The sequence below is a fragment of the Janthinobacterium sp. GW823-FHT06H09 genome, assembly GCF_058794735.1.
In genome coordinates, this window is record NZ_JBXAHC010000011.1 from 102,188 (window position 1) to 114,345 (window position 12,158).

9 protein-coding genes are annotated in these 12,158 nt (G+C 65.4%); 4 read left to right on the top strand and 5 right to left on the bottom strand.

The window, feature by feature from the left end:
• Nucleotides 1-10: 10 nt before the first annotated feature.
• A complete protein-coding gene (locus AC1Q6X_RS19790) occupies nt 11-2,845 on the bottom strand; it encodes a type VI secretion system Vgr family protein (RefSeq protein ID WP_492498211.1) in 2,835 nt (944 codons plus the stop codon).
• A gap of 174 nt (nt 2,846-3,019) precedes the next feature.
• Here AC1Q6X_RS19790 and tal point away from each other — a divergent pair, with 174 nt between their 5' ends.
• Nucleotides 3,020-3,955 (top strand): transaldolase, encoded by a 936-nt coding sequence (gene tal / locus AC1Q6X_RS19795; protein WP_086140119.1) that lies wholly within the window; start codon nt 3,020-3,022, stop codon nt 3,953-3,955.
• A gap of 154 nt (nt 3,956-4,109) precedes the next feature.
• Here tal and AC1Q6X_RS19800 read toward each other — a convergent pair whose 3' ends face one another.
• On the bottom strand, nt 4,110-4,961 hold the full coding sequence (locus tag AC1Q6X_RS19800; protein WP_121670240.1) for a hypothetical protein: 852 nt from the start codon (nt 4,959-4,961) through the stop codon (nt 4,110-4,112).
• A 204-nt stretch (nt 4,962-5,165) separates the two neighbouring features.
• Between AC1Q6X_RS19800 and AC1Q6X_RS19805 the strand changes: the two genes are divergently transcribed.
• The 3 genes from AC1Q6X_RS19805 (at nt 5,166) to AC1Q6X_RS19815 (ending at nt 9,437) form a co-directional block, all read left to right on the top strand.
• A complete protein-coding gene (locus AC1Q6X_RS19805; protein WP_492498212.1) occupies nt 5,166-6,239 on the top strand; it encodes a patatin-like phospholipase family protein in 1,074 nt (357 codons plus the stop codon).
• A gap of 122 nt (nt 6,240-6,361) precedes the next feature.
• Entirely contained in the window at nt 6,362-8,095 is a 1,734-nt protein-coding gene (locus AC1Q6X_RS19810) for a methyl-accepting chemotaxis protein (RefSeq protein ID WP_070222396.1), read from the top strand.
• Nucleotides 8,096-8,261: 166 nt separating this feature from the next.
• Complete coding sequence (locus AC1Q6X_RS19815; protein WP_070222394.1) at nt 8,262-9,437, top strand: tetratricopeptide repeat protein; 1,176 nt, start codon at nt 8,262-8,264, stop codon at nt 9,435-9,437.
• Here the strand turns inward: AC1Q6X_RS19815 and hemW are convergent.
• The 3 genes from hemW to rph form a co-directional block, all read right to left on the bottom strand.
• A complete protein-coding gene (gene hemW, locus AC1Q6X_RS19820; protein ID WP_070222392.1) occupies nt 9,434-10,708 on the bottom strand; it encodes a radical SAM family heme chaperone HemW in 1,275 nt (424 codons plus the stop codon). The two genes, AC1Q6X_RS19815 and hemW, sit on opposite strands and share 4 nt — an antisense overlap.
• Nucleotides 10,705-11,289, bottom strand: coding sequence for an RdgB/HAM1 family non-canonical purine NTP pyrophosphatase (gene rdgB / locus AC1Q6X_RS19825; RefSeq protein ID WP_070222390.1), 585 nt, complete (start codon nt 11,287-11,289; stop codon nt 10,705-10,707). The genes hemW and rdgB overlap by 4 nt, the downstream gene beginning before the upstream one ends.
• Nucleotides 11,290-11,428: 139 nt before the next feature.
• Complete coding sequence (rph, locus tag AC1Q6X_RS19830) at nt 11,429-12,157, bottom strand: ribonuclease PH (protein ID WP_492498213.1); 729 nt, start codon at nt 12,155-12,157, stop codon at nt 11,429-11,431.
• Nucleotide 12,158 lies beyond the last annotated feature (1 nt).

Below are 12,158 nucleotides of genomic sequence, written 5' to 3' on the forward strand. Positions count from 1 at the left end.
GATTCCTTTTCTAGGCCGCCGTGGGCGCGATAAACGGACTACCGCTACGCAACGCGGCCAGCAGACAAGCCTTGCACACGCTGGCAGGCAGCGCGGGCAATGGATAAGCGAGCCGTGTCGGCCCGATAAAACTCTTCCTGCCCGCATGCACCGTAATCTTGCCCGGGCACTGGATCGTGATATTGCCGCCCTCGATGGTGATATTCGCGCCGCCCGCCGTCGACAGGCGGATGCTTTTCGCCGCCGCCCAGTCCACATGCGCGTTGGCGCTGACGACATTGACCTCCTCGCGCGCCTGCACGTTGATCACGTCGGCCTGCGCCTGCACGTCGATAGATTGACTGGCTGCAATCATCTGCAGGCCGATATCGTTCTCGCCCGCCTTGACCACGCCGCCCAGCACGCCGATGGCCTGGCCCGCGTGCAGGCGCAGCTTGCCGCCGCTGGTCCATTGCGTGTCCTGCCCGCTCATCACGGTGACGGTTTCGCCGCTGGCCAGTTGCATGTCCTGCCCCGCGACAACGCCCAGCCCGGCCCGGGCCGCGATCGCGATGATGGCGTCCTTTGTGTGCGGCAACTGTTCATGCATGCCGAAAACGCTGGCCAGCAGCGCTTTCAAGGGCGCCGCCTGACCGTCGAGCGCGCTGGCGTTTGCTGCGCTGGCGCCGACATGGCTGGCGTAGGCCACCGTTTGATGCGTCTTGGCGGCAGCGCTGAAGGTTTCGCCCAGCATCACCGCCTGTTTCAACAATGCGATCCCGCCCGCATTGTCGCCGGCCGGATCGCGTTGCGCGGCCTCGTGCCGGAGCACATAGCTGCTTACCAGCAGGCCGGCCCTGGCGCGCACCGCGCCATACGCGTCGGTGCGCAGCTCGGCGCCGGCGCCGCGCAGGCTGCCACGGTAATTGTCGGCGCCGTGGATCAGGTGGCCCAGGTTCAGTTCGCTGGCCGCATGGCTGCTTTTCAGCTGGATGCGTCCCTGCTGGTCGGTGTCGTCGAACAGCAACTGGTTGTAACCGGCCGCGCTGCCCGCCTTGCCGAATTCCTTGCTGCGGATGCCCCATTGCGCTGCGCCATTGCGGTGCGCCGCGCTGCTGCCTGCGGCGCCATGCCACAGCGGACTGTTGCCGCCCGCCACATTGCCCTGGCCCGCGATGGCGTGGTCGTGCGCCGGCTGGAACACGCCGGCGTCGCTCTGATCGCGCGCCATGCCGCCCGGCGTGGGTAGCGTGCCGCCCTCGCCCTGGCCGTTGTACAGGGCGCCGACGATGACGGGCCGGTCGATATCGTTTTCCAGAAATTGCACCAGCACTTCCTGGCCGATGCGCGGCAAAAACTGGCTGCCCATGCCGCCGCCGGCGGCGCGCTGCGCTACCCGCACCCAGCACGTCGCGCCAGTCTCTTGCTGCCAGTGAAAGCGGATGCGCACCCGGCCCAGCTTGTCGCAGTAAATCTCATCGGCGCCGCTGGCCGCGTCATTGCCGTCGGCGCCCACCACGATGGCGCTCTGGCTGCCCAGGGCGGTCGGCGTGGCGTGCTGGCGCGCATCGCCGTCATCGTGCGCCGGACGCCACGGCATGCTTGCCTCGATCATCTCGATGCAGTTGGCGTAGCCGCTGGCTTGCGCCTGGGCGATCGCGGCGGCGACATCGGGAAACCCTGCGCCCCACTGCGCCACGGTTTCTTCCAGCAATTCCGGTATCGGGCCGAACAGTTCCGCCAGTCCTTCCAGCGCCGGCAGCGGCAGGTTGTTGACGCTGATGCTGGCCACGCGCAGCACGACATACTCGGGCGCGGCACCGTCGGCTGGCTGCAATGGTCCCTGCGTCAGGGTAAAACGCGTGCCGGCGCGCAGGGTGCGCACGGTCGAGCGGGCTTGCCACAGCTGGGCGCGCGCTTCGTGGGCCTGCATCTGCAAGCGGGCGTAGCGCTGCGCCTGGGCACCATTCGCATACCAGTACTGGCCCGGCGTATCGTAGCTTTCCAGCAGCGGCGCGTTCTTGCCGCCAAGCATCATATTCGTCGGCACGCTGGCGGCGACCGCCTTTTTCGCCTTGTAATCGTAGCTGAGCACGCTGCTCAGCCCCACCTGCAGGCTGCGCCGCGCGCGCAAGGCCTGCACGCTGTCGCCCGGCTCGCCCACGCGCGCGCCATGAAAGCGCAGCCCGCCGCCTTGCGCGCTGCTGGCGTCCTCGGGCGTGGCGCAAGCCTGGCTGCTATCGGCAAAAACGATCAGGGTCTGACCGTCAAACCGCCAGGCCAGCCCCTCTTCCGTCAGCAGGCGACGAATAAAATCGAAATCCGATTCGCGGTACTGGCAACAATAGCTGCGTTCGCCCGCTTCCTGCATGAACGACACGACCTCGTCGCTCCAGCGCCAACGCGCCGCCGGGGCATAAGACTGGAACACGGACTCGACGATCTCGATCACGGTCTTGTCTTGCCAGACGCGGCTGTTACGCACCTGGCCCAGCCGCCACAGCCAAGGCGTGATGCGCAGCCGGTAGCGCGCCAGGCCGCCATTGCTGCCCAGCATGGCCGCTGCGCTGATGTAGCCGGAAAATGGCGTGCGCGTGCCGTCGGCCAGGCTGACATGCAAGCTGGCAGGCTGGCCCAGCAGGGATGCCAGCGGCACATGGGCGCTGGTGGACAGGGCGATGATGTCGCGCGCGCCGACTTCCTGCAGCCGATCATCGCTGGCAAAGGCCTCGACCAGCAGGCCGCTGTCCTGGTCATCCTTGCCGATGGACAATGTATACAGGCGTGTCGCGCCGTTGAAGGCGGCCAATGCGCTAACGATATCTTGTGTCAAAAGATGCTCTTCATCTGGAGTGTGGCATCGCATATTGCTTATAAAAACAATGTGCAAATTAAACAAGTCCAGGCAATTATGCGCGAGTTCTTAAAAAAGCAAGATTCAATTGAACAAGTAATGCACAGACAAGACAATAGTGGGTCCCACCTGCGATGGATTCGGTACAATACTTCGGCAAGCCCCTTCACTCTTTCCCGTGCAGCCATGAACCAACTCGAACAACTGAAGCAATTTACTACCGTGGTGGCCGACACCGGCGACTTCCAATCGATCCAGGCCTACACGCCGCGCGATGCGACGACGAATCCGTCGCTGATCCTGAAGGCCGTGCAGAAGGATGAATACAAGCCGCTGCTGGAAAAGGCCGTGCGCGACCATCCGAACGCCTCGACCACCGAGATCATCGACCGCCTGCTGATCGCCTTTGGCGTGGAAATCCTGCAAACCATCCCCGGCCGCGTCTCCACCGAGGTCGATGCGCGCCTGTCGTTCGACACGCAGGGCACGGTGGCCAAGGGCCGCGACCTGATCGCCCTGTATTCGAACGCGGGCATACCACGCGAGCGCGTGCTGATCAAGATCGCCTCCACCTGGGAAGGCATCCGCGCCGCCGCCATCCTGGAAAAGGAAGGCATCCGCTGCAACATGACCCTGCTGTTCTCGCTGGCCCAGGCGATTGCCTGCGCCGAAGCGGGCGCCCAGCTCATTTCCCCGTTCGTCGGCCGCATCTACGACTGGTACAAGAAATCGACGGGCATCGACTACATGGGCGCGGAAGACCCGGGCGTGCAATCGGTGCGCCGCATCTACAATTACTACCGCAAGTTCGGCTACAAGACCGAGGTGATGGGCGCGAGCTTCCGCAACACGTCGCAAATCCTCGAACTGGCCGGCTGCGACCTGCTCACCATCAGCCCCGACCTGCTGCAAAAGCTGGCCGACAGCGATGCGCCGGTGGAGCGCAAGCTGAGCGCCGAAGCGGCGCCATCGACCAATATCGTGCAAATGTCGCTGAACGAAGAAGCCTTCCGCTTCATGATGAATGAGGACGCGATGGCGACGGAAAAACTGGCCGAAGGCATCCGCGCCTTCTGCGTCGATTCCGGCAAGCTGAAACAGATGATCGCGGCGCTGCGGTAATCGCATCATTACGACGGGCGAAAAAAAGCGGCGCCGTGCATTGCACGGACGCCGCTTTTTTTATTCTAGTCGTCCTCGTTGGCCTCAGGGCGACTGACGGCACCATTGCGAGCGGCCGCAAATCACGACGCGCAGCAGGTGCCGTCAGGCGTCATCAAGAGCAACGGAAGGTGGCCACGCCCTGGTAGTTGGCGCCATTCGCCAGCTGCGCCTTGTAGGCGGCGATCAGCAGATAGCGGCCAGCGCCGCCGTCGCCCAGCATCAGCTGCGCGCCCGTGCCATTCGACAGGTAACCACCGGTGATGCTGCTCGACGCGGCCGACGCCATGGTCGTCGAAGCCGATACCTTGCCCGTGCTGCCGCCGGCGCTGGCGTCGATGGCCAGCACGACCTTGGCGCCCGAGGCATCGAAGGACATGCTGGCAGTGCCGCTGGCCGTGCCGAAGTTGGCGGTCGACGAGACGCTGCTGCCGCCCGTATAGCTAGGCGCCGTGAACGTGCCCGCATCGCAGGTGAAGGTGCCGGTCGCTGGCAGCGCGGCGAGCACGTTATAGGCGACGTAATGCCCACTGGCATTGTTGCCGCTCAACGTAGTGGCGCCCGTACTATTGCTGAACGCGCCCTTGAACCAGCGTCCCTGCGCAAAGGCCGCGTCGCCGCTGATTTCGCGCGTCACGGCCGGGTTGCCGGTGAAGACGATGCCGCTGATCGTGCTCAGGGCGCCGGAGGCATCCTGTACCAGCGGGCTGGCCTTGCCACTGCTCTGCAAGCCGATCGACGTAAAGATGTAGCGGCTGTTGTCGCCATTGGCGAAACGGGCGCTGACGGCACCCGTGTTTTCGCCGGTGGCCGTTGGAACGACGGGAACGACGGGCGCCACCGGATCGGCAGGCTTGGCCGTATTCACGACAGCCGTCGTGTCGGATGGGGAAGACGAACCGCCGCCACCGCAAGCGGCGAGCGAAGCGGCGATCAGGGTCAGAACAAAAGCGTGATTCAGTTGCATACGATTCCAATAAAAAAAAGCAAGACATAAGGAATCCTTGGCACATGCCAAAAATTCAACGTCTAATATTATGCAACATTTCTCAATAGAATGGTTGCCTTAAAGAAATTTATTAATACTAACAATGTGACTATACCGAGCGCGTCTGTGCCGTGTCGCCGCGCTGGCGGTAAAATACCTGGCTCAGGCCGCCAGCGACTACTCATGCAATCACCGATCACCATCCGCCTGGGCCGCCGCGCCCGGGCGCGCATCGCCGAAAAGGGGGTGCGCGCCAGCGACATCGCCATCGTTCCCGCCGCCGCGGGCGGGCCGAAAGGCTTGATCCTGCACCAGCTCGATTGCTGGCTGTTCGGCGACTTCCTGGCGCAGGCGCCGCGCCCGCGCCAGTTCGTCGGCGCCTCGATCGGCGCCTGGCGCATGGCCGCCGCCGTGTTCCCCGACCCGGTGGCCGCGCAGCGGCGCCTGGTGCGCGAATACGTGGGCCAGCGCTATCCCGACAAACCCGATGCGGCGCACGTGAGCCGCACGTGCCGCGCCCTGCTCGACGCCGTCCTCGACGGCCAGGATGCGCAACTGCTGCGGCACGAGCGCCATAGCCTGTCGGTGCTGGCCGTGCGCGGCATCGGCGCGCTGGCGCAACCTGGCAAATGGCGCGACCGGCGCGGCTTCCTGCTGGCGGCCGCCGGCAACGCCGTGGCGCGCGCGCGGCTGGCCGCCTCGCTGGAACGCACCGTGTTCCATGCCGGACCGGACGGCGCCAGCTGGCTGCGCTCGCGCTTCGACGCCTTTCATTCGCATTTCGTGCCGCTGGCGCAGGACAACCTGCGCGACGCGCTGCTCGCTTCCGGCTCCATCCCGCTGGTGCTCGACGCGGTCACGGACATCGCCGGCGCGCCGCCAGGGCGCTACTGGGACGGCGGCCTGGTCGACTATCATTTGCACCTGCCCTACCAGCGCGAACCGGACCTGGTGCTGTACCCGCATTTTGCCGACCATATCGTGCCGGGCTGGCTGGACAAGACCATGCCCTGGCGCCGCGCGCGCCGCGGCGATGGCGCACTCGACAACATGATCCTCGTCTCGCCCTCGCCCGCCTTCGTGGCCAGCCTGCCCAACGGCAAATTGCCGGACCGGCGCGACTTCCCCCATTACGGCCAGGACCACGCGGCGCGCATGCGCGACTGGCGCCGCGCCATCGCGGAAAGCGAGCGCATGGCGGCCGCCTTCGCCCGCTGGGCCGAGCAGCCGGACTTGCGCCAGGCGGGCGATCTGTAGCACGGGCGTGGCTGCAACAGGCGCAAAGACAAGCGCGCTTTTCCCTCGCCTCTTGGTCACTTATCAGTGCATACTATGTCGCACAGGCAACCTTTAATCTCTCTGCGACAGGAGTTCCAACCATGCACGCCCTCTCCCACCTCCGTATCGGCACGCGCCTGGCTGCAGGCTTCGCGCTGGTGCTGCTGCTGTCCGTGATCTCCACCTCGTACGCGCTGTACAGCGCCAGCGTGAATGCCGAAGCGACGCGGCAAATGATGGAAAAGCCGCTGGCCAAGGAACGCCTCGTATCGGACTGGTACGTACTGATTTACTCGGCCATCGCGCGCACTTCGATGATCGCCAGGAGCACGGATGAAACCCTGTCGAACGTGTTTGCCGACACCATCGCCGACAGCACCAAGCAGGGCGGCGAGCTGCTGAAGCAAATCGAAACCCTGCTCGTCAGCGACGAGGAAAAGGCCATTTTCAAGGCGTCCATTGCCGAACGCGTCAAGTACCAGGATGCCAAGACCCTGGTGATGAATGCGCGCAAGGGCGGCAATGCGGCGCAGGCGGAAAGCGTCTACCGCGACAGCTTCGCGCCGGCCGCCGCCAAGTACCAGAACAACGTCAAGGCCCTGCTGTCGCAGCAGCGCCAGGCCATCGACGCCACGGCGCACGCCATTGAGGCGGCCAACGGGCGCAGCTTCACCCTGCTGCTGACCTTGTGCGCGCTGGTGGTGGCGCTGGGCAGCGTCTGCGCCTGGCTGATCACGCGTTCGATCACGCAGCCGTTGAAGGCCGCCGTGAAGGTGGCCGAAACGGTGGCCGACGGCGACTTGCGCACGCATTTCGGCACGCCTGCCAGCGATGAAATCGGCGACCTGATGCGCGCGCTGCACGGCATGAACGAGGCGCTGCGCAAGGTGGTGTCGGAAGTGCAGACGGGCACCAATGCGATCGCCACGGCGTCGGGCGAAATCGCCGCCGGCAACCAGGATCTGTCGGCGCGCACGGAACAGCAGGCCAGTTCGCTGGAAGAGACGGCGTCGTCGATGGAAGAATTGACCAGCACCGTCAAGCAGAATGCGGACAACGCGCGCCAGGCCAACCAGATGGCGGTGGCCGCCTCCGGCGTGGCCGAACGGGGCGGCGGCATCGTCAGCCAGGTGGTCGACACCATGGGCGCCATCGATACGGCCTCGACGAAAATCGTCGACATCATCGGCGTCATCGACGGCATCGCCTTCCAAACGAATATCCTGGCCCTGAACGCGGCCGTCGAAGCGGCGCGCGCCGGCGAGCAGGGGCGCGGCTTTGCCGTCGTCGCCACGGAAGTGCGCAGCCTGGCGCAGCGCTCGGCCGCCGCGGCGCGCGAAATCAAGACCCTGATCGGCGACTCTGTGGAGCAAGTCAACAACGGCACGCGGCTGGTGCAGCAGGCCGGCAGCACCATGGGCGAAGTGGTCGACAGCGTGCGCAGGGTCACCGACATCATGGCCGAGATCACTGCCGCCAGCGCAGAGCAAAGCATGGGCATCGACCAGGTCAACCAGGCCATCGCGCAGATGGACCAGGTGACGCAGCAAAATGCGGCGCTGGTGGAAGAAGCGGCGGCGGCAGCCGAAAGCATGCAGGACCAGGCGGCGCGCCTGGCGCAGGTGGCGGCCGGCTTCCAGCTCGAGCACGTGGCCACGGCGGCGCCGGTGCGCGCCGCGCGGCCGGCCAGGGCCGCCATCGCCACCACGCAAAAACTCGCGCCACGCCCGCCCCAGGCCAGGGCCGGCAAACCCGCAGCACCCAAGGCGGCCGGCGCCGCGGCGCGCAAAACGCCATCGCACATCGCCGGCGAGCAGGACTGGGAAGAGTTTTAAGCCCGAGGTTTTAAGTCTGGCGTTACACCCGCTTTCCAGCACCGTACAGGCGGCGGCAAGGCGCTTGAAACCATTTGACAGCGGCGCCAGGCGCGCCGATACTGGTTTCAGGTGGGACTGGCGCGCCACCGCGACATGAGACAGCCGGCGCCTCCAGGGAGAGACCATGCGCCCCTATCTTGTTTTCGCCGCTTGCTTCAAGCGCCTGGGCGCCGCCCTGCTCTGCGGCGCTTTGGCGGCCTGCAGCGTAGCACCGCCAGCCAGCCTGCCCCCCATCTTCAACGACGGCGATTTCGCGCCGGCCGCCGCCATCGACGCCAGCCAGGTCTTTGCCATCGACGAGACCATGCGCCAGTATGTGCGCACGCAAGTGCGGCGCGAAGCGCGCAACAAGAATGACCGCGCGGCCCTGTATGACGCCCTGTACGACAAGAGCAGGCTGAAACTCGAGTACGATGCGGCCATGACCCGCAATGCGCGCGAAACGTTCGCCGCGCGCCAGGGCAACTGCCTGTCGCTGGTGATCATGACGGCGGCGCTGGCACATGAAATGGGCTTGCAGGTGCGCTACCAGGAGGTGCTCGGCGAAGAAAGCTGGAGCCGCAGCGGCGACATGTATTTTGTCGCCGGCCACGTCAACCTGGTACTGGGCCAGCGGCTGGACGACAAATCCGGCAGGTACGATGCCAAGGGCATGATGGTGATCGATTTCCTGCCGTCCGCGGAGATAGGCGGCTACCGCACGCGAGAACTCGACGAAGCGACCGTGCTCGCCATGTACATGAACAACCGCGCCGCCGAAACCATGAGCGAGGGCCAGCTGAATCAGGCATACTGGTGGGCCCGGGCAGCGCTGCTGCAAGACCCCTCGTTCAGCGGCGCCTACAACACCCTGGGCGTGATCCAGTTCCGCCATGGCGACCTGGCGCAAGCGCGGCGCACTTTCGCCCATGCGCTGACGCGCACGCCGGACAACACGGTGCTGCTGTCGAACCTGGCGCAGGTGCTGGAAGCGTCCGGCCTGCCCGAAGAAGCGCTGCCGCTGCGCCGGCGCCTGCTGGCGCTGCAGCCGCAGCCGCCTTTCCACTACTTCAACCTGGGCAAGGCGGCCATGCAGCAAAACGATTACGTGCGGGCGATACAGCTGTTTTCACGTGAAATCGCGCGCGACCCGTACTACCACGAATTTCACTTCTGGCTGGCGCAAGCCTATGCGCGCCTGGGCCAGATGGAGCAGGCCGGCAAGCAGCTGGAACTGGCGATGAACAACAGCACCACGCGCAGCGACCATACTCTGTATGCGGCCAAGCTGCAGCGCCTGCGCGCCGTCACCACGCATTAATCCTCCAGGAACATCTGCTGCAGGTCATTCAGGAAGCACAATCCCCGTTCCGTCGGACGGATGACCTGGTGGTCGCGGTACAGCAAGCCTTTCGCTTCGGCCGCATTGAGCGGCTGCTCGATGGCGTTGAGGGCCAGGCCCGTACGCTCGGCGAACAGGTTCGGCGCAAAGCCCTGCGTCAGGCGCAGGGTATTCAACATGAATTCGAAGCCCATTTCCTCGCGCGCCAGTTCGCGCTCTTCCTGCACCGGATTACCGGCCAGTACCGCGTCCATGTAGGCGCGCGGCTGCTTGTAGCGGGCCTGGCGCAGCACGCGGTGCGGGAACGAAATCTTCGAGTGCGCGCCCGCGCCGATGCCGAGATAGTCGCCAAATTCCCAGTAATTGCGGTTGTGGCGTGCCTGGCGGCCCGGCTGCGCATAGGCCGACACTTCGTAGCGGCCATAGCCGGCCTGCGCGGCGCGCGCGGCCACCATGTCGGCGATATCGGCGCTCTCGTCGTCGTCCGGCAGCGCGGGCGGATACTTGGCGAACAGGGTGTTCGGTTCCAGGGTCAGGTGGTACAGCGACAGGTGCGGCGGCGCGAACGACAGCGCCGTCTCCAGGTCCTGCCGCGCTTCGTCCAGCGTCTGCGTGGGCAGCGCGTACATCAGGTCGAGGTTGAAATTGTCGAAGTTGGCATGCGCGATCTCCACCGCGCGGCGCGCCTCGTTGTCGTCATGGATGCGCCCCAGCGCCTGCAGATGGCGGCCATTGAAGCTCTGGATGCCGACCGACAGCCGGTTGATGCCGCTGGCCCGGTAAGACTTGAATTTTTCCGCTTCAAAGGTGCCCGGATTGGCTTCCATGGTGATTTCGCAATCGGGCTCCAATGGCAGCAGGGTGCGCACGTCCGACATCAGCCGGTCCAGGCCCGCCGCCGACATCAGGCTGGGCGTGCCGCCGCCGATGAAGATGGTGTGGATCTTGCGGCCCCAGATCAGCGGCAGCGCCATCTCCAGGTCCAGCCGCAGGGCCGCCAGGTATTCGGCTTCCGGCAGGTCGCCGCGCACCTCGTGCGAATTGAAGTCGCAATACGGGCATTTTTTCACGCACCACGGAAAGTGAATGTACAGCGACAGCGGCGGCAGGGCCGTCAGGTTGAGCGCGCCCGGCTGCAGGTACTTCAGGGCCGCCCCGGCCGCGCCGGAAATGCCTTCCTGCGGCGCGGGCCTGGCTGCCGACCTGGCGGCCGATTGGGCAACGGCGCCCACCAGTTTGATCGGGATCATCGCAGCTTTTCCACCAGCGCGCGCAGGGCCTGGCCGCGGTGCGACAGCGCGTTCTTTTCATCGGACGTCAGTTCGGCCGCGCACTTGCCCAGCGCGGGAATGAAGAAATGCGGATCGTAGCCGAAGCCGCCGTTGCCGCGTGGCGTGGCGATCATCTCGCCGTTCCAGCGGCCGTCGGCGATCACGGGCTGCGGGTCGTCCGCATGGCGCACATACACCAGCACGCAGTAGTAATACGCGGACTTGTCGGCATGCGCCTCGAGGTCGGCGATCAGCCTGGCGCTGTTGGCCGCATCCGATTTCGGCTCGCCCGCATAGCGGGCCGAGTACACGCCGGGCGCGCCGCCGAGCGCATTGACGCACACGCCCGAATCGTCGGCCAGCGCCGGCAAGCCCGTCAGGCGAGATGCGTGGCGCGCCTTTTGCAGGGCGTTTTCAACGAAGGTGTGGAACGGTTCGTCGCTTTCCGGCACATCGTATTCGCCCTGGGCGTGGACGGAAAAACCGATGGTCGAGAGCAGCTCGTTGAATTCCTTGAGCTTGCCGGCGTTGTTGGAGGCGAGGATGAGGCGTTGGGTCATGTCAGTAGTCCGGTTGAAGTGCCGACATTGTAAACCTTTTGCGCTCCCCTCACCCTGGCACGCCGCTGCCGAAAAAAAACGGCAGGTGCGGGCTTTTTGGCCGACGCAGCGGGCGAAGACATGTAAATTTATGTAAAGATTACATGCCGAGAGCTTGCTTTTGCAGGGCGATCAGGTCGGCGATGCCGCCCTGCGCCAGGTCCAGCAGGCGGTTCATGCCGGCGCGGTCAAAGGCGGCGCCTTCGGCCGTGCCCTGCACTTCGATGAAGTGGCCCGCTTCCGTCATCACCACATTCATGTCCGTGTCGCAGCCCGAGTCTTCCACGTAGTCGAGGTCCAGCACCGGCATGCCCTTGTAGACGCCCACCGAGATGGCGGCGACGAAGCTTTTCACGGGGATGGCGGCGATCGCGCCGCGCGCCTGCAGCTGGGAAAACGCGTCATACGCGGCCACCATGGCACCCGTGATCGAGGCCGTGCGCGTGCCGCCGTCGGCCTGGATCACGTCGCAATCGAGGTGCAGGGTGCGTTCGCCGAACGCCTGCAAATCGAAGGCGGCGCGCAGCGAGCGGCCGATCAGGCGCTGGATTTCCTGCGTGCGGCCCGACTGCTTGCCGCGCGCCGCTTCGCGGTCCATGCGCGTGTGCGTCGAGCGCGGCAGCATGCCGTACTCGGCCGTCAACCAGCCCTGGCCCTTGCCCTTCAGGAAGCCCGGCACCTTGTCTTCGATGCTGGCGGTACAGATGACCTTGGTGTCGCCGCACTCGATCAGCACCGACCCTTCGGCATGTTTGGTGTACTGGCGGGTGATGCGGATGGCGCGCAGCGCATCGACGGCGCGGCCGCTCGGGCGGGATTCGAATGTCATG

Excerpts from the sequence above, each read along its gene's own strand:
- AC1Q6X_RS19800 (WP_121670240.1), bottom strand. The coding sequence starts at position 4,961 with ATGCAACTGAATCACGCTTTTGTTCTGACCCTGATCGCCGCTTCGCTC.
- rph (WP_492498213.1), bottom strand. The coding sequence starts at position 12,157 with ATGACATTCGAATCCCGCCCGAGCGGCCGCGCCGTCGATGCGCTGCGC.
- AC1Q6X_RS19815 (WP_070222394.1), top strand. The coding sequence starts at position 8,262 with ATGCGCCCCTATCTTGTTTTCGCCGCTTGCTTCAAGCGCCTGGGCGCC.
- tal (WP_086140119.1), top strand. The coding sequence starts at position 3,020 with ATGAACCAACTCGAACAACTGAAGCAATTTACTACCGTGGTGGCCGAC.
- hemW (WP_070222392.1), bottom strand. The coding sequence starts at position 10,708 with ATGATCCCGATCAAACTGGTGGGCGCCGTTGCCCAATCGGCCGCCAGG.
- AC1Q6X_RS19790 (WP_492498211.1), bottom strand. The coding sequence starts at position 2,845 with ATGCGATGCCACACTCCAGATGAAGAGCATCTTTTGACACAAGATATC.
- AC1Q6X_RS19810 (WP_070222396.1), top strand. The coding sequence starts at position 6,362 with ATGCACGCCCTCTCCCACCTCCGTATCGGCACGCGCCTGGCTGCAGGC.
- rdgB (WP_070222390.1), bottom strand. The coding sequence starts at position 11,289 with ATGACCCAACGCCTCATCCTCGCCTCCAACAACGCCGGCAAGCTCAAG.
- AC1Q6X_RS19805 (WP_492498212.1), top strand. The coding sequence starts at position 5,166 with ATGCAATCACCGATCACCATCCGCCTGGGCCGCCGCGCCCGGGCGCGC.